This is a genomic window from Nonomuraea gerenzanensis, assembly GCF_020215645.1.
Lineage (GTDB): Bacteria > Actinomycetota > Actinomycetes > Streptosporangiales > Streptosporangiaceae > Nonomuraea > Nonomuraea gerenzanensis.
Genome location: NZ_CP084058.1, coordinates 5933353 through 5958561 on the forward strand (window position 1 = coordinate 5933353; position 25209 = coordinate 5958561).

The following is a 25209-nucleotide window of genomic DNA, read 5'->3' on the forward strand; positions in this document are numbered from 1 at the left end:
AAAAGGGGTGTAAAGGATCAGCTTCACCTACCGGCGGCCGGCCAAGCGGTGCACACGCGCGCCAGAGCCGTCAGGGCTGCAGGAGGACCTTGATGGCGCGGCGTTCGTTCATCGCCCGGTACCCCTCGGCCGCCTCCTCCAGCGGCAACGTCAGATCGAACACCCGGCCGGGATCGATGACGCGCTCGCCGATCAGCTCGATGAGGTGCGGCAGGTACTGGCGGACGGGGGCGGGGCCGCCGTGCAGGTGCGCCACGGACATGAACAGCTCATCTCCAGGCAGCGCGACATCGTGGGAGACGCCGACGAACCCGACGTGCCCGCCCGGGCGGGTGGAGTGGATGGCCTGCATCATCGACTCCTGGGTGCCGACCGCCTCCAGGACGCTGTGCGCGCCGAGCCCGTTCGTCAGCTCGTTGATGGCGGCCACGCCGTCCTCGCCGCGTTCGGTGACGATGTCGGTGGCGCCGAAGTGGCGGGCCAGCTCCTGGCGGGGGGCGTGGCGGCTCATGGCGATGACGCGTTCGGCGCCGAGCTGCCTGGCGGCCAGGACCCCGCACAGGCCGACCGCGCCGTCACCGACGACGGCGACGGTCTTGCCGGGCCCCGCCTGGGCGGCGACGGCGGCGAACCAGCCGGTGCCCAGCACGTCGGAGGCGGCCAGCAGGCCCGGCACCAGGTCCGCCTCCGGCATGCCGGGGGTGGCCACCAGGGTGCCGTCGGCCAGCGGGATCCGGGCGTACTGTGACTGGGTGCCGATGGTGCCCATCAGCACGCGCTGCACGCACGCGCACTGGTAGCCGGACCGGCAGATCTCACACGTGTTGTCGGAGGCGCAGAACGAGCCGACCACGAACTGGCCCGGCCGGATCGTGGTGACCTGGCTGCCGACCTCCTCCACCACGCCGACGTACTCGTGCCCCATCGGCGCGGGGCCCTCGGCCTCGTCCACCCCGCGATAGGGCCACAGGTCGGAGCCGCAGATGCAGGTGGCGGTCAGGCGGATGATCGCGTCCGTCGGCTCGACGATGGCCGGGTCCGGGCGGTCCTCGACGCGGACGTCGCCCGGGGCGTACAGAACTGCTCCTCGCATGATGGCATCTCCTTGGCTGGCCATGAGTCCGGGCGGGCTGGTTGCCTGGCATGCCGTGCCGGCGCGCGAGGCCCGCCTCCCCCTTCAGGTCTCCCGCTTTCCGTATCCGGGCCGGATGGTCACCGCCCCACCAGAAGATGGCCTCCGGCAGGACGTTGCTTTGCCCGCCCGGATTCGTCCGGCGGTGCCGGTCAGGTGACCGGCTGTGTCGCCGGCTGTGTCGGCGCTGGGATCACCCCGCAGCAGGCGGGCGGCACCGCGTGCCCCGGGCCGCGCCGCGAGGAGGCCGCCGTGCCGGCCGGAGTGAGCACCGACTACTGCACCCGGCTGGAGAAGGGCCGCGTCGAAGGGCTCAGGCGCGCAGCCCGCGCTGCAGGGCGTCGAGGATGTCGGGGAGCATCTTTCTGGACACCCTGGTGCGTGGGTCCGCGCGGCTGGCCGAGTGCCGTGTGGGTGTCGGTGAGGTGTGCGCCGATCCTGGCGGGGACGTCCGCCGCGCGGTGGTGATGTCCGCGGGGGCGGCCGCGGCGCTGCTGGAGCGGCCTGCTCCGCCACCGGGGCGCAGCGGGGAGGCGCTGGTGGAGGTCGCGTTGTCCGGCACGGCTCCGGAGGCCGATTGGGCGCGTGCCCTGCGCCTCATGGGGCTCGACCCGCACACGCCGCCGCGGGTCGCGGCGCTCACCCCCGCCCACGACGTTTCGGCGCGCGCTCTTTCGGACGGTGGCGTTCGCTCGGCCTGTCTCGGCGACCTGCGAGCGGTGCTCTTCTGCCCACCACCGCCTGCCCATAACCGCCCTCTCGGCTTCCCGCTCGGCACCACCGCCGGGCGGCTGCGGCTGCACCTCGCCCTCGTCCTGCGTCACCCGCGACCACCCCTGAACGCCGTCACCCCGCCTGCAAGCGGAGTGCAAGCGCGCCCGGCGATGATCCCCCGGAGAAGATCGCCGCACCCCGTGCGGACCGGCGACGCGTAGATCAGGAACGGCATGACAGTCACCCCCCTCACCCCCAGGCCCGCACGCCCGCACGCAGCACGCCCGCACGCGACACGGCGGCCGGCATCATGAACGCCCTCGTCCTGCACCCGGACCTGCCCGAGGCGCACCGCCGGGCGATGGCCGCCCACCCCGACCTCCTGCCACCCCCGCCGCGGCGGCCCGCGTGGGGCGGCCGCACGGCCGGCGACGTCCTGGCGGCGCTGGCGCTGTCGGCGTTGTGCGGCTTCGTGCCTCTCCTGCCGGCGCTCGCCCGCCGGGACCGCCGCCCGCTGCTGGTCGCCGCCGCGGCGCTGCTGCAGGCGGCGCTGCTCGGCGTCTGGATCGGGTACGGCTTCGCGGCGTTCTTCGCCTGCGGCCTGGCCGTGCAGGCCGTCGCGGCCGTGACACTGCTGGCTCTGGCCGGCGAATCGCCCGTGGCCGGGTACGGCCGCCGCCACAGCGGCCGGTACGTGCACGCCCGCATGCTGGAGCCCCTGGACGCCGCGCTGCTGGAACGCACCGTGGACGCCACCGCCACCGTGCTCGGCTCGCCGCTCGACCGCGACGGCCTGCTCGACAGCGTCGCCAACCGGGTCACCCTGCCCCGCCAGGCGTGGGAGATCGCCGAGACGCTGACCGAGCTGACCCGCCTGCGCCGCGAGCAGGACGCCGCCCGCACCGGCCGCGTCACCGAGCGCATCTCCACCGTGCTCGCCTCCCAGCAGGAGGCGCTGACGGTCGCCACCCGCGCCCTGGCCAGGCGGATCTCGGCCCTGGAGGAGTACGCCCGGCGCACCGAGGAGGCGCAGGCCGTCTACGCCGAGTGGCAGACCCTGCAGGACCTGGCCGAGGACGACGACGCCTACCGCGAGCTGCTGTCCAGGACGGCCCGCGACCCCCTGGCGGCCGAGGAGGTAGGGCTGCTGTCCGAACGCGCGCGCCACCTGCAGGAGTCGCTGCGTGACAGCGTCGAGCAGGCCCGCCTCGCCGGCTCCGATCTGCTCTCCCGGAAGGCCTGACCATGCCCGCGACCTCCGACCGCACCAGCACGTCCACCCGCACCGGTGCCCGCACGTCCGGGAACACCGGCTCGTCCGGGCGCCTGCGGGCCTCGGACCGCATGCGCGGCCTCCTCGCGCCGTTCCCCGCGTGGATCCGCCTGCTCGGCGCCGCCGCGCTCGTCACCGAACTGGTCGTCGGCCTCAACCTGGCGACGGACACCGGCACGCCCGCCACGGCGGCCCCGCCCGCCCGGACACCCGCCCGGACGCCCGCGTCGCCGGTCCCGGCGACGCCCACGCCCGCCCCCACCTCCACCACCCCGACCCCGACCCCGACCCCGACCCCGACCCCGACGATGACGCCCACCGCCTCGAGCGATCTCGTGGTCACCAGGATCGAGGAGGGGACCGTCGTCACGCTGCGCCGCCTGCCGGGCAAGGGCTCCCGGACGATCGGCAGGGTGACCGACCCCAAGACGGGCCTGTCGTTCGCCGAGCTGGGCGCGCCGTGGCGGCGCAGCCGTCCCATCGGCGACGGCCCCGTCCAGGACGGCCGCTACAACCTGCGCCAGACGCTGCCGACCGAGAGCTACGGGCCGGACGGCGACCGCGAGTGGTGGGCGGACCTGGACTCCCAGCACCTGTGGTCCGAGCTGGACGCCGGTGACAGCATGTACGACGCCGCCCGGGCGATGCTCGACTACAAGCAGGCCGGCGCGTTCCCGTCCGGCACGACCGGCCAGGACATCGCCTCCCAGCCCGTGCGCCGCGGCTGGCTGCTGGCCAGGATGATGCGGATGCCGCCGAGCCCGGACGGGCGCCAGGCGTCGCAGGAGCTGTCGGTCGCGATCGCCGTGGACACCGGCCGCCCGCGCCCGGCCGTCCTGTGGATCACCATTCCGGACACCCACCGGCGGCTGTGGCCGGACGTGCACACCGTGGTGAGATCGCTCAAGATCGTCCCTGAGTGAACCGGTGGGGGTGGCGCTCACGTGGCTACAGGCGGCGCTGCAGCAGCATGCCCGGCCACTCCCCCACGGTGAACGGTGCGACGCGGGTGAACCCGCAGCTTTCGTAGTAGCCCACGAGCCGGCCGTCGTCCCCGGCGTAGCAGTCCACCCGCAGCAGGCCCACGCCCCGGCGGCGCCCCTCCTCGGCGGCCCAGTCGAGCAGGGTGCGGCCGACGCCGTGGCCGGCGTGGCGGCGGTCGATGACCAGGGCCTGCACGTAGAGCTCGGGCTCGGCGGCCGGGGCGACGTAGTCGTGGGCGGGGCCGACGCAGATGCAGCCGGCGGGCTCGCCGCCGTGCTCGGCGATGCGCATGCCGCCGCCGTCGAGCCAGGAGGTGACCTGCCGGGTGCGCTTGGCGTCGCCGGTGAAGGGGCGGGTGCCCCACTGGCCGGTACGGCCCTGGGCGGTGAGCCAGGCCACGGCCGAGTCGAACATCGCCAGCACGACGGGCACGTCACCGTCGCGGCCGGCCCGGATGGTGGTGCTGGTGGTGGTGGAGTGCGGGGGGCGGGTCACGACTTGCTGCTCTTGTTCAGGGCGCTGCCCTTCTTCCACTGGGAGAACGGCATCTGCCAGAAGCCCCAGCCGTTGTTCCACTCCAGCGCGCGGTCGGTGCCGGTGATGTCGACGACGTCGCCGCGCTGCACGTTGTCGTAGAACCAGCGGGCCTGGTCGGGGCGGGCGTTGATGCAGCCGTGGCTGACGTTGCGCACGCCCTGGGCCCAGACGTTGTCCTTGGCGTGGACGTACTCGCCGGAGTTGGAGATGCGGACGGCGTGGTTGATCATGACGTCGTAGTAGCCGGGGTCGCCCTTCTTGCGGCCGGGAGAGATCATGCGCACGGGGTTGCCGCGTTCCATGGTGAGGTGGACGCCGGAGGTGGTGGTGTACTCGCGGGTGGTGGCCATGCCGGCGCTGATGCGCATGGTCTGCACGCGTTTGCCGTCCTTGTAGACGTACATCATCTTCTTGCGTGTGTCGACCTTGCTGATCTGCTTGGCGCCGATCTTGAGGTTGGCGGTGTAGTCCTTGACCCCGTACAGGCCCTTGCCGCCCTTGATGCCGGTGATGTCGGCGTTGAAGGTGACCTTCTGGTGGGCGGGCCAGTACTTGGCGGTGCGGTAGATGACGACGGTGTCGTTGATCCAGCGCCAGGCGCCCTCGACGGGCTTTTCGGCCTCGATCTCCAGGGCACGCTCGATGGTCGCCTTGTTGTCGACGGGCTGGTTGAAGGTGACGATGATGGGGGCGCCGACGCCGAGGGTCTCGCCCTTGGCGTTGGGGGTGACGTCGACGACCTGCAGCGCGCGCTCGGGCTTGGCGGTGGTGAAGGTGCTGGTGGCGGTGGTGACGCCGGCGGTGGCCGAGACGTTGTAGCTGGTGGACGGCTTCAGCGCGGTCTTGGAGACCCAGCGGGTCTTGTCGGCGTTGTACTTGCCTTCGAGCTGCTCGCCGCCGGCTTCGACGGTGACGTTGTCGAGCGGGGCGCCGGCGGCGGCGACGATCACTCTTTTCTCGGGGCTGACCTTGGCGGCGCCCTCGTCGGGGGTGATCTTGACGGTGGGGGCCTGCGGGGTGGCGGTGGTGGTGGCCTGGGAGGCGTCAGGCGGTTGCGCGGCCGGGCCGCCGGAGCACGAGGCCGTCAGGGCAGCCGCCGTGAGCAGCGCGAGTGCGGTGGCGGGTCTCCTCCAAGCCGGCGCAACGTTCAACTCTGTCCTCTCCCCATGGCACCACAATGGCACCCCAAAAACCTTAATGCTCCTGCATGTAAGACGCGGAATCCTTTGGGAGAGTTCGATCACATTTCAATTACTTCTGCGGGAAGGGGGTGGCGGGCCGGTCAGCGGCGCGTCAGCCGGTGGGTCAGGCCGGTGTGGCGGCGGCCCGCCCCCTTCGTCCGCACGGCCTGCGCCAGCGCGCGCCGCGAGCCGACGATGACGACGAGCTTCTTGGCCCGCGTGATGGCGGTGTAGAGCAGGTTGCGCTGCAGCATCATCCAGGCGCTGGTGGCCAGCGGGATGACGACGGCGGGGTACTCGCTGCCCTGGGAGCGGTGGATGGAGACGGCGTAGGCGTGGGCCAGCTCGTCGAGCTCGTCGAAGGCGTAGTCGACCGCTTCGTCCTCGTCGGTCAGGACGGTCAGCTTGTGCTCGTCGGGGCGGATGTCGGTGACGATCCCGACGGTGCCGTTGAACACGCCCGCCGCGCCCTTGTCGTAGTTGTTGCGCAGCTGGGTGACCTTGTCGCCGACGCGGAAGACGCGCCCGCCGTAGCGGCGCTCGGGCATGCCCTCGCGGGCGGGCGTCAACGCCTCCTGCAGGGCGGTGTTCAGGGCGCCCGCGCCGGCGGCGCCCCGGTGCATGGGGGCCAGGACCTGCACGTCGCGGCGCGGGTCGAGGCGGAAGCGGCGCGGGATGCGGCGGGCCACGACGTCCACGGTCAGCTGGGCGATCTCCTCCGGCTCCTCGCAGGGGAACAGGAAGAAGTCGGCCATGCCCTCCAGGACGGGGTGGCGGCCGGTGTTGACGCGGTGGGCGTTGACGACGACGCCCGACTCCTGCGCCTGGCGGAAGATCTGGGTCAGGCGCACGCGCGGGATGTCGTCGGCGGCCAGCAGGTCCTTGAGCACTTCGCCGGCGCCGACGGACGGCAGCTGGTCCACGTCCCCCACGAACAGCAGGTGCGCGCCGGGGGCGACGGCCTTGACGAGCTTGTTGGCCAGCAGCAGGTCGAGCATGGACGCCTCGTCCACCACCACCAGGTCGGCGTCCAGGGGGTTGTCGCGGTCGAAGGTGGCCTCGCCGCCGGGGCGCAGCTGCAGCAGCCGGTGCACGGTGGTGGCCTCGTGGCCGGTCAGCTCGGCCAGGCGCTTGGCGGCCCGGCCGGTGGGTGCGGCCAGGATGACCCTGGCGCGCTTGGCGCGGGCCAGCAGCACGATGGAGCGCACGGTGAAGCTCTTGCCGCAGCCGGGGCCGCCGGTCAGCACGGCGACCTTCTCGGTGAGCGCCAGCCGGACGGCCTGGCGCTGCTCGTCGGCCAGCTCGGCGCCGGTCTGGCCGTGCAGCCAGGTCTCGGCGCGCTCCCAGTCGACGTCGGCGAACGCCTTGAGCCGGTCGTGGCCGTGGCGCAGCAGGGTGAGCAGGCCGCCGGCCAGGGCGGTCTCGGCGCGGTGGAAGGGCGGCAGGTAGACGGCCGGGACGTCGTTGTCACCGGCGGGGACCAGCTCGCGCACGACGCCCTCCTCGGCGACGAGCTCCTCCAGGCAGCCGGTGATCAGGTCGGGCGGCACGTCGAGGATCTTGACGGCGTCGGCGACGAGGTTGGGCGCCGGCAGGTAGCAGTGGCCGTCGTCGGCGGCCTGCGACAGGGTGTAGCGCAGCCCGGCCTTGACGCGTTCGGGGCTGTCGTGGGGGATGCCGACGGCCTGGGCGATGGTGTCGGCGGTCTTGAAGCCGATGCCCCACACGTCGTCGGCCAGCTTGTACGGCTGGCTCTTGACGACGGAGATGGAGGTGTCGCCGTACTGCTTGAAGATGCGCACGGCGATGGAGGTGGACACGCCGACCCCCTGCAGGAAGATCATCACCTCCTTGATGATCTTCTGTTCCTCCCAGGCGGCGGCGATCATCTTCGTCCGCTTGGGGCCCAGCCCCGGCACCTCCACCAGGCGTTCGGGCTGCTGCTCGATGACGTCCAGGGTGGCGGTGCCGAAGTGGTCGACGATCCGCTCGGCCATCTTGGGGCCGATGCCCTTGATCAGGCCGGAGCCCAGGTAGCGGCGGATGCCCTGGACGGTGGCGGGCAGCACGGTGGAGTAGGACCACACCTCGAACTGGCGGCCGTAGCGCGGGTGGGAGGTCCAGCGGCCGCGCAGCCGCAGCGACTCGCCGACCTGCGCGCCGAGCAGGGGGCCGACGACGGTCAGCAGGTCGGCGCCGGAGCGTTCGGTGGCCACGCGGGCGATGGTGTAGCCGGTCTCCTCGTTGGCGTAGGTGATGCGTTCGAGGACCGCGTCGATCGTCGACGCGGGAGGACCCTCCGCCCCTTGCTTCACCCGGAACCCCTTTCCCGCCTGTGCTTTTCGGCCAGATTAGAGCAGCCGGCCGACAGACGGAGGCCCGCACCGTCGCGGCCGGTGAAGCACTCGTGAAGCGGATCTGAAGGGCCCCGCTGTCAGGGTGGGCGGCGTAGCGAACGGCACACCCGAGCCGAGAAGGGCCGATGCTCATGGCACCGACGCCACACCCGCCATCCCCGCCGCGAACGAGAAGAACGCTCCTGGCCACCGCATTCATGCTGATCTGCGCGCTGCTGCTGCCGGCGACCGCCCCGGCGGCGGCGCGGGCGCAGGAGGAACCGCAGGAAGGGACGCCGCAGGCCGCCGACGCCTGGACCCCGGCCCTGACCCCGTTCAGCGGCCCCAAGGAGAAGCTGCACCGCAACGTCAGCACCGAGACCCGCAACAGGCTGCTGGCCGAGTGCTGGCCCGGGTTCCTGTGCGTGGCCGCCGGTGAGGGCGACGGGCAGCACAGCGTGTGGGAGCTGTACTACTGCACCGAACGTTCGCTGTCCGACTTCCTGGGCGCCGGCGCGGTCACCAACAGCCAGGGCGGCAACGCCTCGGCCCGGCTGCTGCGGCAGGACAGGAGCGTGTACATGACGGTCCCGGCCGACTACCGCGTGCCCAAGCGCGTCGATCCCTGGGATCCGGTCTGGTACATCGACGTGTGCTGATCCGCACGGCGGTTTGCCCGCGCTTGAAACAACCCGATACATCGCGGCTCGCCGGGGTAGTCGAAGGCTTTCCGTCGATCACTACGGAGGAAGCGATATGGGTCTGAGCTACCGGAAGTCGATCAAGTTCGGTCCGTTCCGGCTGAACCTGTCGAACCGCGGGGTCGGGCACAGCTGGGGCAACCGGCTGTTCCGGGTGACGCGCGGCGCCGACGGGCGCCGTACGGTGTCGGTGAACCTGCCCGGCGGCTTCACCTGGCGCAAGACCCGCGCCCGCCGATGAGGACCACCGCCCGGCAAGGGGCGCGGGCGGCAAGCCCGCGCCCCTTGCCGTGGCGCGGGACCGCCGCCGTCCAGCACACTGCCTGCAACGGACGCACCTGCGGCGGCGGGAGGCACGACGGCGATGCCCACACGGCCCCCATGGCCCGCATGGCCCGCATGGCCTCCCACACGGCTCCCACGGCCCACACGCGCGTCCCTGCTGCTGGCGGCCGTGCTGCTGGCCGCCCGCTGCGGCGGCGCACCAACCGGCTCTGAGACGCCGGCGCCCGCGCCTCCGGCGGCGGCGCGGCACGCCAGCAGCGGCTGCCAGGCCACGCGGCCCCTGGAGCCCGGCACCCACCGGCTGCGCTCGGGCGGCCTCGAACGCCGCTTCCTGCTGTCGCTGCCCGCCGGCGACGGCCCCCACCCCGTCCTGCTCGACCTGCATGGCCTCGGCTCCAGCGCCGCCCAGCAGTCCGCCTACGGCCGGCTGCCCGAGCAGGGCTCGCGCCGCGGCTACGTCGTCGCCACCCCGCAGGCCGCCGGCGGCCGCATGGGCTGGACGCTGCCGCACACCGCCGGGCCCGACGACACCGCGTTCCTGACCGCCCTGCTCGACCACCTGGAGCAGGGCCTGTGCGTCGACCGGCGGCGCCAGTTCGCCGCCGGCCTGTCCTACGGCGCCGCGATGGCCACCTCGCTGCTGTGCGTCATGGACGGCCGCCTGGTCGGCGTGGCCGCCGTCGCCGGGCTCAACATCGTGCGCCCCTGCCGGGACCGGCCGCCGCCCGCCACCCTGGTGGCCTTCCACGGCACCGCCGACCGCATCGTCCCCTACCGCGGCGGCCACCCCTTCCAGGACGCCCGCGGCGACCTGCGCGCACTGGCCGACCTGGTCGTGCTCGACCCCGTCGAGCGGGCCGCGGCCGGCTGGGCCGCGCTGCTCGGCTGCTCCGGCCGCGCCACCACACCCCTGTCCCCGCGGATACGGGTGCGTGACTGGAAAACCTGCCCCGGCGGCACCACACTGCGCCTGTACACGATCGACGGAGGCGGGCACACCTGGCCCGGCCCCATCGAGGTGCCCTGGCTCGGGGCCACCGCCCGCGACCTGGACGCCACCCGGCTCATCCTCGACGCCTTCGACCGCGCCCCCTCCCGCTGACGTCCCAAGGAGTGCAGCATGACCGACGACGACGTACGCGTCACGCTCGAGGCCGTCCCCCGCACCGGGCTGAGCCAGCAGCGGCTGCGCCAGGCCGTGGCCCAGCACCCCGAGGCGCTGGCCGCCCTGGAGGTCGCCGACCCCGAACGGCTCACCGTCGCCTTCGCCCCCGGCCTGGGCCACGACCCGGGCGACAACGCGCCGTTCCAGGCCACCGTGTTCGACCCCGTCGGCAACCGCGCCGTCGAGCTGCGCGGCACCCTGGACCGTCCCGAACGCGCCGAGCTGCGGCCCAGCTCCTTCCGCCCGCCGCCCAGCCGCGAGGAGCTCGTCGCCGCCGCGGCGATCCTGCGCGCCGACCCCCGCTTCCCCCAGGGCGGCGACGTCGTCGTCTACCGGCCCATGCCGCCGCTGGCCGACGCCGAGAACCCCGACGGCACCACGGTGCGCCGCCCCACCCTCGGCCTGTACACGCCGGGCGAGCCCACCGGGCTGCGGCACCGCATCGTGGCCGTCGACCTGGCCGCCCGCGCGGTGGACTGGACACCCGCCGGCATCAACGTGCGCATGCACCACGACTGCGAGGACAGCGTCCCCGTCGGCGTCGACGCGCTGGCCGACCGGGGCGGCCCCGACCAGGTACGGGTGCGCGTGCACCGCGGCGCCACCGAGCTGTGGAGCCTGCTGGTGGTGCGCCCGCGCGCCTCGGCGCCGCAGAGCCCCGGCGTGGGCGGCGGCGTCGAGCTGCGCCAGGTCCGCTACCGCGGCCGGCTCGTGCTGCGGCAGGCGCACGTGCCCATCCTCAACGTCGAGTACGAGGAGGGCACCACCTTCCGCGACGACGTCAACCTCGAGACCCGCTTCAGCGCCACCGGCACCGACCCCGTCGGCTGGGGATGGCGGCTGTGCACCCGCGCCCCCCGTACCATCCTGGAACGCCCCGCCACCGACGCCGGCGACTTCCAGGGCGTCGCCGTCCACCACGACGGCGAGCAGTTGCGCATCGTCAGCGAGCTGGAGGCGGGCTGGTACCGCTACGCCAGCGACTGGCGGCTGGCCGACGACGGCGAGATCCGGCCGCGTTTCGGGTTCGCCGCCACCCGCAACCCGATGACGTGCCTGGTGCACCGCCACCACTGCTACTGGCGGCTCGACTTCGACGTCCAGGGCGCGAGCAACGACGTGGTCGAGCAGGTCGACGACACCGGCTCCCTCATCCCCGAGCCGGTCGCGATCATCCGCGAGACCTCGCGGCGGCGCCGCGCGCCCGCCCGCTACTGGCAGGTGCGCGACAAGTCCTCCGGCCGCGGCCTGCAGATCCACCCCGGCCCCTTCGACGGCACCGCCGACGCCTACGGCGTGTCCGACCTGTGGTTCCTGCGCCACCACCCGCGCGAGCTGGACGACGGCAACCCCGGCCCGCGCGACCGCGCCGCGCTCAACCGCTTCCTCAACGGCGAGAACATCAACGGCACCAACGTCGTCGTCTGGTACGCCGGCCACTACTTCCACGACCAGGCCCGCCCCCAGCCCCACCAGGGCGAGCTGATCGGCCCGCGGCTGATCCCGATCTGAGCGCTACCCTTGTCGCCCATGACGCAGGTGGGACATGAGGCGGCGCGCGCACTGCTGCGCAGGCTCGCCGTCGAGCAGGCCGAGTGCAGGATCCCGTCGGTGACGGCCGCGATCGTCCGCGACGGGCGGCTGGCGTGGTTCGCCGGGCGCGGCAGCGTGGACGGCGCCGCGCCGACCGCCGCCACGCAGTACCGGATCGGCTCCATCACCAAGAGCATGGTCGCGGTCGTGGTGATGCGGCTGCGCGACGAGGGCGTGCTCGCCCTGACCGACCCGCTCGAACGGCACCTGCCGGGCACCCGGCTGGGCCACCTGAGCATCGCGCAGCTGCTGTCGCACACCGCCGGCGTGACCGCCGAGCCGCCCACCGCCTGGTGGGAGCGCACCCCCGGCGTTCCCGTGCACGACCTGCTGGAGCGGCTCGGGCCCGGCGACCTCAAGCACCGGCCGGGGCGGCGCTTCCACTACTCCAACGTCGGTTTCGCCGTGCTCGGCGAGCTGGTGGCCCGGCTGCGCGGCACCACCTGGCTCAAGGCGCTGCGCGCCGAGGTGCTCGACCCGCTCGGCATGCACGCCACCACCCCGCGCCCGCGCGCCCCGCACGCCACCGGCTACGCCGTCCACCCGTGGGCCGACGTCGTGCAGGCCGAGCCCGAGCACGACGCCGACGCCATGGCCCCGGCCGGGCAGCTGTGGTCCACGGCGCACGATCTGGCCCGCTGGGCGGCGTTCCTGGGCGGCGAGACCTGCGGCGTGCTGTGCCCCGACACGCTGGCCGAGATGCGCGAGCCGATCGGCGTCGAGGACGGCGACGCCTGGACCGGCGCGTTCGGGCTGGGCCTGCAGCTGGCCCGCCACGGCGGGCGCCGCCTGGCCGGCCACTCCGGCTCCATGCCCGGTTTCCTGGCCACCGTGTGGGCCGACCCCGCCGAGGGCGTCGGGACGCTGTTCCTGGCCAACACCACCAGCGGCATGAGCGGCACCCTGCTGACCGACCTGCTCGACATCCTCGACCGGCACGAGCCGCGCCTGCCCGACGAGTGGCGGCCCGTCCCCGCCGACCCCGAGCTGCTCGCGCTGACCGGGCTGTGGCACTGGGGGCCGAAGGCGTACACACTGCGGCTGCTGCCCGAGCGGGGGCTGTCGCTGGAGCCGGTCGGCGGGGCAGGGCGGGCCTCGCGGTTCGTGCCGCAGGACGACGGGACATGGCTGGGGCTCGACGGCTACTACGCCGGGGAGACGCTGCGCGTGGCAGCCGACCACCTCGACCTCAACACGTTCATCTTCACCCGGACGCCGTACGACCCGGGCGCGCCGGTGCCGGGCGGGGCGGGCGACTGGCACGCCTGATGCGGCCGCGCCCGGACGCTGGGTGACCGCTGGGTGGCCGGCTCATGGACCGGGGGGCGCGGGCCGGTGCCGGTAGCTGCCGGGTGGTGAGCCGTACTGGCGTTTGAAGGCGTGGGTGAAGGTGTACTGCGAGCTGTAGCCGACCTGCCGGGCGATCGTGTCGACGGGCGCGTCGCAGGTGCGCAGGAGCCGGGCGGCGGTGGTCATCCGCCACCAGGTCAGGTAGGTGAGCGGTGGCCGGCCGACCAGCTGGGTGAAGCGCCGGGCGAAGGCGGCGCGCGACAGGCGCGCCCGCGCGCCCAGCTCCCCGACGGTCCACGGCCGGGCGGGGTCCTCGTGGATGGCGCGCAGGGCGGCGGCCACGGCGGGGTCGTGCAGGGCGGCGGCCCAGCCGGTGACGGCGTGCCCGGACAGGTGCTCCTGCTCGAACCAGGCGCGCAGGATGTAGAGCAGGAGCAGATCCAGCAGGGTGAGCAGGACGGTGTCGGAGCCGGGACGGTCGCCGCCGTCCAGCTCCGCGCCGAGGAGCTCGACCGCGGCGCGCAGCTCCCTGTGCCGCCCCACCCGCGTCGGCAGATGGATGATCTCGGGCAGATCGTTCAGGAGCGGGTGCGGGCCTGATCCGTCCAGGAGGTAGGCGCCGCAGAGCATGACCACCGACGGCGGCCGGCCGTCGCCGGGGCCGTCATGGACTGCGGTGAGCGGTGCGGGCGGCCCGCTCACCGGGGTGGAGGGGGTGTCGGCCAGGCTGTGCGCCGATCCGCGCGGCAGGAACGCCACGTCGCCGGGGCCGAGCGCGATCGGCTGACCCTGCGGGGGGAGCAGCCAGCACGTCCCCTGCAGGACGATGTGGAACCCGGCGGCAGGCACCGCCGCGAACCGCTCGGCGAAGGGGGCGGGCTTGGTCACCCGGCCCGAGTGGGGCCGGCCGGTACGCGCCGCGCTCACCACGTCAGACAGCACATCCACGCAGCGAGTGTAACCCGCACCGGCTTCGGCGAAGACGATGGCGCAAACGCGGGAGCGGTTCGCGCATTCAAGCGTCTCATCCCCGCGTCTTACTGTGCTGAGGGCCGGGCGAACGCCCGGCCTCTGTCACGAGGAGACGACATGAAGATCGCCGTTTACGGCGCGAGTGGATACCAGGGCAGGCTCGTGCTCACCGAGCTGGCGCGACGCGGCATCGAGACGGTCCTGGCCGGCCGCGATCCCGTGCGCCTGAAGGAGGCCGCCGCCGTGGCCGGCCTGCCCGGCGCCGAACGGCGGGTGGCCGGCACCGGCGACCATGAGGCGCTGGTGGGCGCCTTGCGCGGCTGCGACGGCGTCATCAACTGCGCCGGGCCGTTCACCTCCTCGGGTGCGGCCGTGGTCCGCGCCGCGATCGCCGCCGGCTGTCACTACGTCGACACCTCGGGCGAGCAGCTCTACATCAAGGAGGTCTTCGACACCTTCGCCACGCGGGCGCGCGACGCCGGGGTCACCGTCGTGCCCGCCGCCAACGACGGCTGCGTCCCGGTGGACCTCATGGCCCACGTCCTGGCCGATCGCCTGGGACCGGTCGAGGAGATCGTCAGCACCCATGTGATCGTCGGGGGCGGCGGCATGTCGCGCGGCTCGCTGCGCTCGCTGCTGGAGACGATCGACGCCGTCAAGGCGGGCGGGCTGACCTACGACGGCGGCTGGCGGCCCGGCGTGCCCGCCCGCCACGCCGCGATCCTGCTGCCCGGGCAGCAGGAGCCGACCCCGGTGATGGCCTTTCCCGTGCCTGAGGTGGTGACCATTCCGCGTCACGTGCGCGTCCGTCGGGTCGAGGGCGTGACCGAGGCGGCGCTGGGTGACCGGCTGAACATGCCGCTGACGCCGCAGCTCATCGACAGCCTGCCGGAGGGACCCGACGAGGACAGCCGCCGCGGCCAGCGCTTCACCTACGTGCTCGACGCCACCGCCGCCGGCGGGCGCCGTGCCCGCGGCGTCGTCCAGGGGCCCGACACCTACGGCACGACCGCGGTGATCGCCGTGGAGGGCGCCCGCCGGCTCATCGCCGATCCCGCCGCGCCGGGGGTGCTCGCACCCGCCCAGGCCTACGACCCGGCCGGCTTCCTGGACTTCCTCGCCCCTCACGGGATCCGGTGGAGCGTCGAGGACGCGCCGGCGGCCTGAGGACGGGCCTTGTCCGGCGAGCCGCCGCAGGCCAGGCGGGGACACGTTCGGCGAGCCGCTGCGGGACGTACGCCGCTCAGCCGGTCAGCGCGGCGGCCAGGTCGGCGGCGGCGCCCGGCGGCAGGGCGGCGTGCAGCAGCTCCACCCGGTGCACCAGCCGGGGCGCGCCCACCGGCACCGCGAGCACCCCGCAGCCGGCGGGCACGGCCGAGGCGGGCAGCAGGGTCAGGCCGTGACCGGCGGCGGCCAGGGCGAGCACGGTGTGCACGTCGTCGCCCTCGTACTCCAGCCCGGCCGGGAACCCGTCGCCCACCAGGTCCCGCAGCCGGGCCGGCGGGCACAGCGGGGTCCGCAGCCAGCGGGCGTCGATGAGGTCGGCCAGCCGCAGCGCCGCCCGCCCGGCCAGGGGATGCCCCGGCGGCAGCACCACGACCAGGTCCTCCTCGCTCACCCCCGTCGTCGTCATCGGGCCGGACTCCGGCAGGCGCAGCGGGTCGCTCGGGGCCGCGATGCCGTCGGCCAGCCCCAGATCGGCCCGGCCCTCGGCGACCAGGGCCGCGAGCTGCTCGGTGCGGCACGTGCGCAGCCGTACCTCCAGGCGGGGCTGCCGGGCGCGGGCCTCGGCCAGGCGGGCGGCCACCACCGGGTTGACGGCCAGCGGGGTGGCGGCCAGGCGCAGCAGGTGGCGGGGCTCGGCGGCGGTGCGCAGCACGTCGGCGCGGGCCGCCCGCAGGCGCAGCAGCAGCGGCTCGGCGTGCTCCAGCAGCCGCCGCCCGGCCGGGGTCGGCTCGACCGGGCGGCGGCGCAGCAGAGGCAGCCCCAGGTCGGCCTCCAGGGCGGCGATCTGCTGGGAGATCGCCGACTGGGTGTAGCCGAGCTCGCCGGCGGCGGCGGAGAACGAGCCGTGCCGCGCGACGGTCACGAACGTGGTCAGCAGGTGCGGGTCCATCAGCGTCGCTTATCGTGAGTGCAGGAATCATCGTTGGCGCTTAACAGGGGGCGCCGGTCACGATGGTGCCATGAGAATCGCCCTTGTGGGGGACCGCTCCCCCGGTGTTCGTTCCCACGCCCGGATCCCGCTGCTGGTGGAGGCGCTGCGCGAGCGTGACGGGATCGCGCTCGACCCGTACTGGATGCCCACCGACGACGTGCGGGGGGTGGCGGGGTTCGACGGGATCTGGCTGGTGCCGGGCAGCCCGTACCGTGACGAGGCGGGCGCGGTGGAGGCCGTGCGGGTGGCGCGGGAGCAGGGCATCCCGTTCCTGGGGACGTGCGCGGGGTTCCAGCACATGCTGCTGGAGTACGCGCGGCACGTGTGCGGGCTGCGCGTCGCGCACGCCGAGAACGAGCCCGGCGCGGCGGACTTCCTGCTGACGCCGCTGGCGTGCTCGCTGGCCGGGCACGAGGGCCGGGTGCGGCTGGTGCCGGGCACGCGGATCGAGCAGATCGTGGGGGCGACCTCGACGACGGAGTCCTACATCTGCTCCTACGGGCTCAACGAGGCGCACAAGGAGACGCTGGCCGGGCACGGGCTGGTGTTCTCCGGGCACGCCGAGGACGGGACGGCTCGGGTGGCCGAGCTGCCGGGGCATCCGTTCTTCCTGGCCACCCTGTTCCAGCCGGAGCTGGCGGGGGACGGGCGGCGGCCGCATCCGGTGGTCGCGGCCTTCGCCGCCGCCGTCGCCCGCCACCACGCGGGGCGCGGTCTGGCGTCCGCCCGCTGACCGGGCGCCCTCGCCCTGACTCCGCGCCCGGACGCGACCTGGCGTCCGGCCGCACCCTTGCCGCCGCGCCGCGTCTGCGCCCCCGCGCCCTCCGCGTGGTGCGCCCCCGCGCCCCGGCGTGCTCGCGTCCAGGCGTGCTGGCGCCCGGCGTGCTGGCGTGCTCGCGTTGAGCGACGCCCTCACGCCTGCGCGCCCTTGCCCGCGCGCCCTTGCCCGCGTGCCCGCCGTCGGCCGCGCGCAGCGGGACGGGCCAGACTTGCCGGGAACGTCCGCGAACGCGTGACCAAGATCGCTAGGCTGCGATGATGGAACGCCTCACCAGCCCACCAGGCGCCCCCGAAACCCTGCGGCCCACCTGGGCCCCGGCCGCGAGGGCCCTGCCATGAGCGCCGACGGGCGCGCTCCCGCACTGATGCGCGCCTGCCTGGAGGGGCTGTCGGTCGGGGACGCGTTCGGCGACCAGTTCTTCCTGCACACCAACCGCCACCTCACCGCCCGCGACCTGCCCCCGCCACCGTGGGAGTGGAGCGACGACACCGAGATGGCCTGCTCGGTCGTCACCTGCCTGCGCCGTCACGGACACGTCGACCAGGACGCCCTGGCCACCTCCTTCGCCACCCGCATGGACGCCGGCCGCCGCTACGGCGCCGGCGCCGGGGCGCTCCTCGAACGCATCCGCGGCGGGCACCCATGGCGGGCTGCCGTGGCCGGGTCCTTCGGCGGCGGCGGCTCCTACGGCAACGGCGCCGCCATGCGCGTCGCGCCCCTGGGCGCCTACTTCGCCGGCGACCCCGCACGCGCCGCCGCCGAGGCCGCCCGGCAGGCCGAGATCACCCACACCCACCCCGAAGGCATCGCGGGCGCGATCGCCGTCGCCGTCGCGGCCAGCCTCGCCGCAGCGGGCACCACAGCCGGCACCACAACAGGCACCACAACAGGCACCGCCGAGGACATCATCGAGGCGGTGCTCGACCACACCCCGGGCACCTACGTCCGCCCGGGGCTCGGCCGCGTCCGCCGCCTCAAGAAGGCGACACCCGAGCAGGCGGCGCAGGTGCTGGGCAACGGGTCGCGGGTCACCGCCCAGGACACCGTGCCGTTCGCGCTCTGGGCGGCGACCCGCCACCTGGAGGACTATCCGGCCGGGGTGCGGGCCTGCGTCGTGGCCGGCGGCGACATGGACACCACCGCCGCGATCGCCGGCGGCGTCATCGCCGCCGGCACCGGGACCGACGGCATCCCCGCCGAATGGCTCGCCGCCCGCGAGCCGCTTCCCGGATGGCTGGAAGCGTGAGCCCGCCGGGGGTGACGTCGCGCGGATCAGCCCGTCGCTGACTCGGCGTGGCGCAGGGCGCGCAGGCCGGGCAGGGTGAGGGCGCCCCGGCGGGCGCCGGTGGCCGGGTCCAGGCGCAGGACCTGCTCGCCCGCGCCCGCCAAAACCTCGCCGTTCAGGTACGCCAGCCCGCGCGCCTGGCCGGGCAGCCACCACCTGGCCTGCGGGACGAGCGTGCGGCCGTCGCAGACCAGCAGCCGCCCGCCCTCCGCCAGGTACAGCCGCCCGCCACCCGCCACCGCGAACGCCTCCCCCGCCGCCGCTCCCTGCCCCGCCACCCCGCGCCCCGAGGCTTCGTGGCCCGTCGTCTCCTGCCCTGGCGCCTGGTGACCTGCCGCCGCGTGCTCCGGCGTCCCACCGTCCGCCGCCCCCTGCTCCGGCGGCCCGGTGGCGCCGTCCCCGCCGGCCCGGCCCAGCAGGGCCGAGCGGGTGATCGTCAGGTCCTGGGTCGAGGCCAGCGTCACCCGCCCGCTGGAGGCGTCGAACACGTACAGTCCCGCCTCCCCCAGCGCCAGCGTGTGCGCCGCCGCAGGCCCCAGCCCGAACGGGGCGGGCAGATCCAGGCAGAACGCCCAGCGCTGATCGAGGTGCAGGACGTGGACGAAGGCGTGCACCCCCGGGCTGAGGTCCCGGTCGGCGACCAGGTCGCGGGTGTGCAGGTGGCTGTCCTGGTGGGTGTAGAGCGTGTAGAGGACGTTCTGGGCGGGGTCGAGGACGGCCTGGCGGCCCTGGCCGCGCATCTCCTCCTCCTGCCCGGCGGGCACCGGCCGCTTGTCGCGCGTCTGCAACGGGCCCATGCGCTCGCGCGTCAAGTCGTAGGCGCGGACGCGGTAGCCGTCGGGGGCGGCCGGGGGCAGGCGGTCCAGGACGTACATGGCGGTGCCGTCCGGGGAGAACGCCTCGGGCTCGATGTTGCCGTCGAGGTGCAGTGTGCGCGGGCGGTCCGCGCCGATGAGGGTCAGGGTGGTGCGGGTACGCGGTCCCGGGGGCGGGCCGAGGGCGACGAGGGCGGCGGAGACGGCCTTGATCTGCTCGCCGGGGGCGGTGACGTCGGCGATGAGGCGGCCGTTGCCGGCGTCGTAGGTGCGCAGGCGGCCGTCGGTGAGCTGGTACAGGCGGGACCAGCGCGCCTCGGCGACCGCGCCCGGGTAGGTGGCGCGTACGGCGCCGGTGGCCAGGTCGGCGACGGCCAGCCCGGCGGCGGTGTCGGCGAACAGCCGCCCGGGGCGTGGTGGCGGCGGGCTGGTGGCGCGGCGGCGTGCGGCGTGGTCGGCGGGAGGGGCGCTGGAGCAGCCCGGCAGGAGCGCGGCTGCGCCGGCCAGCGCGCCGCCGAGGGCCAGCGCCCGGCGTCTGGTGAAGGAAGCCATGCTCTGCCTACACCCGTGGAGCCGCGCGGGTTCCGGCGACGGGCCGCCCGGCTAGGCGGGCGCGTTTCGGCGACGGGCCGCCAGGAACCGCGCGGATGTCAGCGCCGGGAGCCGGCCCGTTCAGGCGGGCGGCAGGAGGCGGGCCAGGCGGCGCAGGCAGTGGCGGGCGAACGCGGCGGCGATCGGCCGGACCAGCGGCCACGCCGCCCGCCCCACCACCCCGAACGGCAGCTCCAGCTCCTCCGCCCACACCACGCGGCTGCCACCCGGGTGCGGGCGCACGCGGAAGGCGCCCCGGCCGCGCACGACCCGCCCGGTGTGCGTGACGCGCACCAGCGTCGGCGGCTCCCAGTGGGTGATGGTCATCGTGTCCAGGAAGCCGAACGGCCGCATCCCGGTGTAGGCCTCCAGCCCGTCCTCGCCCACCCGCCTGGCCGTGGTCATGAACATCCACTCCTGGTGCCGGGACCAGTCGGTCATCAGCGCGAACACCTGCTCCGGCGGCGCGGGCACGTGGACGGCGGCGGCCGTGTACACGGGTCTCACCACGAGAACTCCCCTCATCAAGGCCCCTCAGGGACCTCACCGCACGGCGAAGGCCGAACTCCCTCATGCAGTACCTGCTCATGACCGGGCCCGGCGAATCCGGCGCCGCCGAGGAGATCGCCGGGGCTACAGCCGGCGCAGCACCTCCATGGCCTCCCGCTCGATCCGCGAAAGATCGCGCAAGACGGCGCCGGCCTGCTCCAGAGGTGCCGCGTCGCCGCTCTCCCCCGCCTTGGCGATCAGCGTGGACACGTCCGTCCACAGGGCGGCGGCCTCGGCGTACAGCCGGTGACCGGTACGCAGCCCCGGGTCGTCGACGAGCCGGCCGCTCTCGTCCAGGAAGTCGCGGAACAGGGCACGGAACAGGCCGCCGCCGGTGCCGCCCCGTTCCATGAGATGGGCGGCCTGCGGCAGGTCCCGGCGCGGGTCGCCGGCGCGCCCCAGCCAGCCGGGCACCAGCTTGCCCGCCTTCTCGATGCCGCGGTGGCCCAGGTTCGCGATGGGAGCGGCGAGGAAGGACTCGGCGCACTGCCGGATGGCGGGGACGATCCGGTCCTGCCAGGACGGCGGCCCGCCCGGCAGGGCGATGGTGAAGGAGCGGTTCCTGGCGGTCATCGGGCCGCGTTCGGAGCGTGCCCTGGCCAGGGCGGGCAGGCCGGTGCGCACCGCTCCGCCCTGCTGGCCGGTGTCCACGAGGTAGGCGTCGTGCTCGTCGTAGCCGTACATGGCCACCACGTGCCCGCCGAAGTGCACCTTGGTGGTGAAGTAGTCCAGGTGGTAGCAGTCGAGCTGGAGGCCGACCGGGCGGCCGGCGTCGATGGGGGCGGCCACATTCTGCCACGCCTTGCGCGGGGAGGTGGTCTCCTGCGCGGTCAGCGTCAGCCCGAGCCTGGCCGACAGGTTCCGGGTCAGCTCGAACGGCTTGACCCGGCCGCCGAGGAAGGGGAACGGCATGCTTTTGCCGTCCCAGTAGACGAAGGACAGGCCCGAGCCCAGCCCGAACAGCATGGGCTCGGACAGGTCGAGCCCTTCGTGCCGCAGCAGCACCCCCAGCGCCGTCGTCTCGCAGTGGTGCGTGCCGCGCGCCTCGATGCCGTCGACGATGGTCATGCGTGCCTTTCCCTCCCTGTTGCCGACACCTTCACCGACGACCATGGACTCTCCCCCAGGGGGAGAGTCCAACGGCATCGCCCCACGCGCGCGCCCGCGTCACTCCTGCCGGAGATCCAGGGTGGCCGGCTCGCTGACGGTCTCCTGCCGCTGGGTGATGCGTTCGCGGCCGGTACGGACCAGTTCGTCGCCCGCGGCGACCCACGATGCCAGATCGTGCGGCAGCGGCGGGATGCCGGCGCTCTCCTCTGAGCGTGATCCCTACGCGTTGCGCGGCCGGCGCCAGAGTGATCCGGCAGATCGCGTCGACGGTGCAGCGGCGGGCGTTGCCGTCGCTGCGGTACGCGGTGATCACGCCGTAGCGCTCGTAGAAGCGGACGGCGTCGGCCGTCACCCCGGCGGCCTCAGCGCGTACGGGACTCGAACAGGTACTGAAGCCGCCGCGCCACGGGATCGTGCGGGCGGGCGGCGAAGGCGATCCGCACCCACCCGCCCGCGTCGGCCCGCAGAAGATCGTCGCGGACGGACGGGTCGGCGCCGCGCTCCAGGAGCAGGCGGATGACGGGGAGCCGGCCGCCGGGGATCGCCCAATGCAGGCCGGTCCGCCCGAGATAGGGCGCCACGTCCGGATGCACGCCCCGGTCCAGGAACCAGCGCACGACCTCCACCCGGCCGTGCTGGCAGGCGTGGACGAACGCCTCTCCCTCGATCTCCGCGGGATCATCGGACGGCGGCAGCCGGGACGGGAAACCCGCGCCGGTGTCGGCCAGGTCGGGGCGTGTCGGCGCGGCGTCCGGGCGGAGGCGGCCGTTCGCGTCGAAGCAGGCCCGCACCAGATCCAGCCGGCCGCAGGCGGCGAACGTCCACAGCGACCGGGGGACGATCGTGTGCCCGGCGAGCAGGTCGACGATGTCCGTGTTGCCGTGGTAGATCGCGTTCTCCAGCGGGAAGACGCCCTCCGCGCGGGCGCCTGGGTCGGCGCCCGCGTCCAGCAGCAGGCGTACGTAGGCGAGCCGGTCGAAGCGGGCGGCCCAGGTGAGCGGGAGATCGAGGTCGGCTGCCTTGCCGAGCAGGACCTCGACCGCGGCGCGCGGCACGCCGAGCTCCCGCCCGAGCCGGACGCCGGGGATCGCCTCGGGGAGCGCGAGCATGCGCAGCAGGATGCCGGCCTGCTCGGTGGCCAGGGCGGCGAGTCGTGGGGTGTCGCCTGCCAGCAGGGCCTGGGCCTGGCGTCGCAGCCGCCGCCGTTCCTCCCGGCGGTCGGCGAGATCACGGCGGGACTTCTCGGTGTACGACACCAGCTCACGCCAGGTCGGGAAGCCGAGTTCGCGCGCGATGATCAGCCGGGCGTCGCGAAGCTCGACGGTCACGCTGGAAGGCGCGCCGGCGGTCGTGGCGGACGCTGCGGTGGAGAGGGTGGAGAGCGTGGCGGGCGTCCCGCCGGCGGTGGCGGCGGCGTGCCGGGGCACGTAGGCGCGCAACCGCCGCACCGCCCCCGGATCACCACGACGCAGCTCGGTCAGCAGCGCCTCCGCCATCGCAGCGTAGATCCCCGGCCGCACCCCCATGAGCCGCGAAACCGGCCGATCCCCGAAGCTCCCGCCGACATGCGCGCGGAACTCGGCCCAACTCCGGAACCCGTGCTCCTGCGCGACCACGAACTGAGCATCACTGAGCAGGAACCGCCCAGCCCTCCGCCCACCCAGCACCTCACCGACCCGAGCCCAGGCCACCCCATCCCCCGCCGCATGGGCGCGCAGGAGCTGCTTGGCCTGCTTGCGGTAGTACGCCAGGTTCGGACGGGCAGGCAGCTCGAAATGACGACCGGACATCGCGACCCCTTCGTCACCGGGGTCCGCTCGCCCGGCCGGAAGGAGGTTGGCCCTGCGCGTCGTAGATGCGTGCTCGAGGTGGGAAGATCCCTGCCCGCGGACTGGCAGCGCCCTCGCGCGCTCCTCCCACCTTACGGACCGGCTTCCGGCGCGGGCAACGGGGCGGCGGTCTCGCCCCCGATGCCCGTCTCGTTGCCGTCGGCGTCGTGGAAGACCCACTTGCAGACGTTGCCGTGCTGCTCCATGTCCACGGGACGCAGCCCGCGCCCGGCGATCCGGTCCACCTCCGAGGCCGGGTCGTCCACCCAGATCATGCACACCCCGCCGCCGGCGCGGGCGGCGTCCTCGATGACGTACACGTACCGGTCCTCCGCCAGCTGCCACACCGCCTCGACGTCGTTGGGCCAGAACGCCGGGTCCCTGCCGAGCAGCCTGGTGTACCACTCCACCGCGCTCTTGCAGTCGCGGACCGGGATGCCCGCGAAGATGCCTGTCGCCACTGCCTGCTCCCCTCTCTTGCCGGACCGGACGGCCCGGCTCAACGGTAGGGACTCCGCGCGGATACGGAAGTCATCGTTCGGGGCGGAGGTCACGGGACGAACCGGCGAGCAGGGCAGCCAGCAGGGCGGCGAGCAGGGCCGGCGCGGCGATCGCGCGGGGCACGGCCCGATCACTCCGCGCGTACGCCGGAGGTGGACAGCAGCGGGATGCCGAGCATCGCCAGCCGCGGGTCGAGGGTGAGGTCGGCCAGGAGCCGCAGGTCCTCGGCGGCCATGCCCGCCTCGAGGAGCTGGGGTGCCAGCTCCCGGCTGCCGAAGTGGGCCAGCAGGCAGACGCCGGTGCCGCCGCTCCAGGAGCGCTGCCACGCCTCGGTCTCGACCCGGGTCAGGCCGATCCCGGCCATCGCCGCGTGCACGTGGCGGCACCAGGCGATGTCGTTGCCGTTGGCCTGCAGGACGGCGCGGATGCCGCGTTCGTAGGCGGCGAACACGTCGTGGGCGCGCGGGTCGGGGGTGTCGAGCACGGTCGTGGCCCATTGCGCCTCCAGCTCCTCCACCAGCAGCACCCCGCCGGGCGCGAGGGAGCCGGCCAGCCTGGCCAGCACCTCGTGGCGCTGCGGCACGTGCTGCAGCACGGCCCGGGCGTGGATGAGGTCGAAGCTGCCGGCCGGCATCGGGTCCACGGCCACGTCGTGGCGCATGATCGTGAGCCGGGGGTGGGGGCGTACGTGCTGGGGTTTGACGTCGGTGGCGATCACCTCGCCGTCCGGCCCGACGCGGTCGGCGAGCCAGGCGGCGATGGTGCCCGCGCCGGCGCCGACCTCCAGGCAGCGGGCGCCCGCGGCGACGCCGATCCGGGTGAGCCTGGCGGTGGTGTACTCGTCGAGCATCTCGCCCAGCGAGCCGAGCAGCACGTCGGCGTGGGCGGCGTCGTTGTCGAAGGCGTACGGGGTGCCTGGTTGGTGCCCTGTGGCCGCGCTCATCGGTCCTCCTCGTTGGACCTCGCTGGCGTGCTCCGGCGGCAAAGATCGGACCTGGCCGGAGTGTCGCAGGTCTGCGCGGCGCGAGCAAGCCGTCCAGGGGGCGGGTCAGAACTTCCCGGTCTTCGCCCTGGCATCGCGCCCTACCCGCGGGCCCGCATCAGCCGCTTCGGCGCGGACGCCACCGACGAGCTGCGCCATCGGCCGGATCCGTTCGACCCCCTGCTGAAGAGGTCGCCTGCACCGGCGTCGAACTGACCCCGCACGAGGCCACCGGCCGTCTGACAAGCCACGTGTATAGGTCCAGGATGGTGTGAACCGATGGTCACGGCGGAGGGCGGCTTCGAGCGCGTCAGGCAGGGCGCCGATGAATCGGCTCATCAGGAGATCGTCCGCACGCATGGGGCCATGTGATCGCCCTGGTCAGCGACATGACCATCCCCGTCTCTCGTACCCGGTCCGCCGGGCGGACGGCAGCAGGCCGTAC

Annotated in this window: 23 protein-coding genes; 11 read left to right on the top strand and 12 right to left on the bottom strand. The window is 74.3% G+C overall.

Features of this window, described 5'->3' with window-relative positions:
- Nucleotides 1-70: 70 nt before the first annotated feature.
- On the bottom strand, nt 71-1093 hold the full coding sequence (locus LCN96_RS27740; protein WP_225275819.1) for a zinc-dependent alcohol dehydrogenase family protein: 1023 nt from the start codon (nt 1091-1093) through the stop codon (nt 71-73).
- Between the two features lie 386 nt (nt 1094-1479).
- Between LCN96_RS27740 and LCN96_RS27745 the strand changes: the two genes are divergently transcribed.
- The 3 genes from LCN96_RS27745 to LCN96_RS27755 all read left to right on the top strand — a co-directional run bounded on the left by LCN96_RS27745 (nt 1480) and on the right by LCN96_RS27755 (nt 4042).
- Nucleotides 1480-2067 (top strand): hypothetical protein, encoded by a 588-nt coding sequence (locus tag LCN96_RS27745; protein WP_225275820.1) that lies wholly within the window; start codon nt 1480-1482, stop codon nt 2065-2067.
- An 89-nt stretch (nt 2068-2156) separates the two neighbouring features.
- Nucleotides 2157-3089 (top strand): hypothetical protein, encoded by a 933-nt coding sequence (locus LCN96_RS27750; protein WP_225275821.1) that lies wholly within the window; start codon nt 2157-2159, stop codon nt 3087-3089.
- Nucleotides 3090-3091: 2 nt separating this feature from the next.
- The gene (locus LCN96_RS27755; protein WP_225275822.1) at nt 3092-4042 is read left to right on the top strand and encodes a hypothetical protein; all 951 of its coding nucleotides are present in this window, start codon (nt 3092-3094) and stop codon (nt 4040-4042) included.
- A gap of 25 nt (nt 4043-4067) precedes the next feature.
- Here LCN96_RS27755 and LCN96_RS27760 read toward each other — a convergent pair whose 3' ends face one another.
- The 3 genes from LCN96_RS27760 to recD2 all read right to left on the bottom strand — a co-directional run bounded on the left by LCN96_RS27760 (nt 4068) and on the right by recD2 (nt 8136).
- Nucleotides 4068-4598, bottom strand: coding sequence for a GNAT family N-acetyltransferase (locus LCN96_RS27760; RefSeq protein ID WP_225275823.1), 531 nt, complete (start codon nt 4596-4598; stop codon nt 4068-4070).
- The gene (locus LCN96_RS27765) at nt 4595-5791 is read right to left on the bottom strand and encodes a L,D-transpeptidase (protein ID WP_225275824.1); all 1197 of its coding nucleotides are present in this window, start codon (nt 5789-5791) and stop codon (nt 4595-4597) included. Before LCN96_RS27765 ends, LCN96_RS27760 begins: the two co-directional genes overlap by 4 nt.
- A gap of 131 nt (nt 5792-5922) precedes the next feature.
- Nucleotides 5923-8136, bottom strand: coding sequence for an SF1B family DNA helicase RecD2 (recD2, locus tag LCN96_RS27770; protein WP_225275825.1), 2214 nt, complete (start codon nt 8134-8136; stop codon nt 5923-5925).
- 239 nt (nt 8137-8375) lie between these two features.
- On the opposite strand from recD2, the gene LCN96_RS27775 reads away from it, so the two are divergent.
- The 5 genes from LCN96_RS27775 to LCN96_RS27795 all read left to right on the top strand — a co-directional run bounded on the left by LCN96_RS27775 (nt 8376) and on the right by LCN96_RS27795 (nt 13170).
- Complete coding sequence (locus LCN96_RS27775; protein ID WP_225275826.1) at nt 8376-8816, top strand: hypothetical protein; 441 nt, start codon at nt 8376-8378, stop codon at nt 8814-8816.
- Between the two features lie 97 nt (nt 8817-8913).
- Nucleotides 8914-9099, top strand: a complete 186-nt coding sequence (locus LCN96_RS27780; RefSeq protein WP_225275827.1) for a DUF4236 domain-containing protein — start codon at nt 8914-8916, stop codon at nt 9097-9099.
- Nucleotides 9100-9312: 213 nt separating this feature from the next.
- Nucleotides 9313-10245: an alpha/beta hydrolase family esterase gene (locus LCN96_RS27785; protein WP_225275828.1), complete on the top strand. Its 933-nt coding sequence runs from the start codon at nt 9313-9315 to the stop codon at nt 10243-10245.
- 18 nt (nt 10246-10263) lie between these two features.
- On the top strand, nt 10264-11820 hold the full coding sequence (locus LCN96_RS27790) for a hypothetical protein (protein ID WP_225275829.1): 1557 nt from the start codon (nt 10264-10266) through the stop codon (nt 11818-11820).
- A gap of 18 nt (nt 11821-11838) precedes the next feature.
- Nucleotides 11839-13170 (top strand): serine hydrolase domain-containing protein, encoded by a 1332-nt coding sequence (locus tag LCN96_RS27795; RefSeq protein WP_225275830.1) that lies wholly within the window; start codon nt 11839-11841, stop codon nt 13168-13170.
- A gap of 42 nt (nt 13171-13212) precedes the next feature.
- On the opposite strand, the gene LCN96_RS27800 is transcribed toward LCN96_RS27795, so the two are convergent.
- Nucleotides 13213-14139, bottom strand: coding sequence for an AraC family transcriptional regulator (locus LCN96_RS27800; RefSeq protein WP_225275831.1), 927 nt, complete (start codon nt 14137-14139; stop codon nt 13213-13215).
- Between the two features lie 141 nt (nt 14140-14280).
- Here LCN96_RS27800 and LCN96_RS27805 point away from each other — a divergent pair, with 141 nt between their 5' ends.
- Nucleotides 14281-15330, top strand: a complete 1050-nt coding sequence (locus LCN96_RS27805) for a saccharopine dehydrogenase family protein (RefSeq protein ID WP_225275832.1) — start codon at nt 14281-14283, stop codon at nt 15328-15330.
- A 76-nt stretch (nt 15331-15406) separates the two neighbouring features.
- Here LCN96_RS27805 and LCN96_RS27810 read toward each other — a convergent pair whose 3' ends face one another.
- Nucleotides 15407-16279, bottom strand: a complete 873-nt coding sequence (locus tag LCN96_RS27810; protein WP_225275833.1) for a LysR family transcriptional regulator — start codon at nt 16277-16279, stop codon at nt 15407-15409.
- A 70-nt stretch (nt 16280-16349) separates the two neighbouring features.
- Between LCN96_RS27810 and LCN96_RS27815 the strand changes: the two genes are divergently transcribed.
- Both LCN96_RS27815 and LCN96_RS27820 read left to right on the top strand, forming a co-directional pair.
- The gene (locus LCN96_RS27815) at nt 16350-17054 is read left to right on the top strand and encodes a CTP synthase C-terminal region-related (seleno)protein (protein ID WP_225275834.1); all 705 of its coding nucleotides are present in this window, start codon (nt 16350-16352) and stop codon (nt 17052-17054) included.
- Between the two features lie 382 nt (nt 17055-17436).
- Complete coding sequence (locus LCN96_RS27820; RefSeq protein WP_225275835.1) at nt 17437-18348, top strand: ADP-ribosylglycohydrolase family protein; 912 nt, start codon at nt 17437-17439, stop codon at nt 18346-18348.
- 26 nt (nt 18349-18374) lie between these two features.
- Here LCN96_RS27820 and LCN96_RS27825 read toward each other — a convergent pair whose 3' ends face one another.
- The 6 genes from LCN96_RS27825 to LCN96_RS27850 all read right to left on the bottom strand — a co-directional run bounded on the left by LCN96_RS27825 (nt 18375) and on the right by LCN96_RS27850 (nt 24725).
- Nucleotides 18375-19754, bottom strand: a complete 1380-nt coding sequence (locus LCN96_RS27825) for a hypothetical protein (RefSeq protein ID WP_225275836.1) — start codon at nt 19752-19754, stop codon at nt 18375-18377.
- 120 nt (nt 19755-19874) lie between these two features.
- Nucleotides 19875-20303, bottom strand: a complete 429-nt coding sequence (locus LCN96_RS27830; RefSeq protein ID WP_225275837.1) for an SRPBCC family protein — start codon at nt 20301-20303, stop codon at nt 19875-19877.
- Between the two features lie 123 nt (nt 20304-20426).
- Complete coding sequence (locus tag LCN96_RS27835; protein ID WP_225275838.1) at nt 20427-21410, bottom strand: BtrH N-terminal domain-containing protein; 984 nt, start codon at nt 21408-21410, stop codon at nt 20427-20429.
- Between the two features lie 404 nt (nt 21411-21814).
- Nucleotides 21815-23242, bottom strand: a complete 1428-nt coding sequence (locus tag LCN96_RS27840; RefSeq protein WP_225275839.1) for an ankyrin repeat domain-containing protein — start codon at nt 23240-23242, stop codon at nt 21815-21817.
- A 131-nt stretch (nt 23243-23373) separates the two neighbouring features.
- Nucleotides 23374-23742, bottom strand: a complete 369-nt coding sequence (locus LCN96_RS27845; RefSeq protein ID WP_225275840.1) for a VOC family protein — start codon at nt 23740-23742, stop codon at nt 23374-23376.
- Nucleotides 23743-23912: 170 nt separating this feature from the next.
- Nucleotides 23913-24725 (bottom strand): class I SAM-dependent methyltransferase, encoded by an 813-nt coding sequence (locus tag LCN96_RS27850; RefSeq protein ID WP_225275841.1) that lies wholly within the window; start codon nt 24723-24725, stop codon nt 23913-23915.
- Nucleotides 24726-25209: the final 484 nt, after the last annotated feature.

Excerpts from the sequence above, each read along its gene's own strand:
- LCN96_RS27740 (WP_225275819.1), bottom strand. The coding sequence starts at position 1,093 with ATGCGAGGAGCAGTTCTGTACGCCCCGGGCGACGTCCGCGTCGAGGAC.
- LCN96_RS27745 (WP_225275820.1), top strand. The coding sequence starts at position 1,480 with ATGTCGGGGAGCATCTTTCTGGACACCCTGGTGCGTGGGTCCGCGCGG.
- LCN96_RS27750 (WP_225275821.1), top strand. The coding sequence starts at position 2,157 with ATGAACGCCCTCGTCCTGCACCCGGACCTGCCCGAGGCGCACCGCCGG.
- LCN96_RS27755 (WP_225275822.1), top strand. The coding sequence starts at position 3,092 with ATGCCCGCGACCTCCGACCGCACCAGCACGTCCACCCGCACCGGTGCC.
- LCN96_RS27775 (WP_225275826.1), top strand. The coding sequence starts at position 8,376 with ATGCTGATCTGCGCGCTGCTGCTGCCGGCGACCGCCCCGGCGGCGGCG.
- LCN96_RS27780 (WP_225275827.1), top strand. The coding sequence starts at position 8,914 with ATGGGTCTGAGCTACCGGAAGTCGATCAAGTTCGGTCCGTTCCGGCTG.
- LCN96_RS27790 (WP_225275829.1), top strand. The coding sequence starts at position 10,264 with ATGACCGACGACGACGTACGCGTCACGCTCGAGGCCGTCCCCCGCACC.
- LCN96_RS27795 (WP_225275830.1), top strand. The coding sequence starts at position 11,839 with ATGACGCAGGTGGGACATGAGGCGGCGCGCGCACTGCTGCGCAGGCTC.
- LCN96_RS27805 (WP_225275832.1), top strand. The coding sequence starts at position 14,281 with ATGAAGATCGCCGTTTACGGCGCGAGTGGATACCAGGGCAGGCTCGTG.
- LCN96_RS27810 (WP_225275833.1), bottom strand. The coding sequence starts at position 16,279 with ATGGACCCGCACCTGCTGACCACGTTCGTGACCGTCGCGCGGCACGGC.
- LCN96_RS27815 (WP_225275834.1), top strand. The coding sequence starts at position 16,350 with ATGAGAATCGCCCTTGTGGGGGACCGCTCCCCCGGTGTTCGTTCCCAC.
- LCN96_RS27820 (WP_225275835.1), top strand. The coding sequence starts at position 17,437 with ATGAGCGCCGACGGGCGCGCTCCCGCACTGATGCGCGCCTGCCTGGAG.
- LCN96_RS27825 (WP_225275836.1), bottom strand. The coding sequence starts at position 19,754 with ATGGCTTCCTTCACCAGACGCCGGGCGCTGGCCCTCGGCGGCGCGCTG.
- LCN96_RS27835 (WP_225275838.1), bottom strand. The coding sequence starts at position 21,410 with ATGACCATCGTCGACGGCATCGAGGCGCGCGGCACGCACCACTGCGAG.
- LCN96_RS27840 (WP_225275839.1), bottom strand. The coding sequence starts at position 23,242 with ATGTCCGGTCGTCATTTCGAGCTGCCTGCCCGTCCGAACCTGGCGTAC.
- LCN96_RS27850 (WP_225275841.1), bottom strand. The coding sequence starts at position 24,725 with ATGAGCGCGGCCACAGGGCACCAACCAGGCACCCCGTACGCCTTCGAC.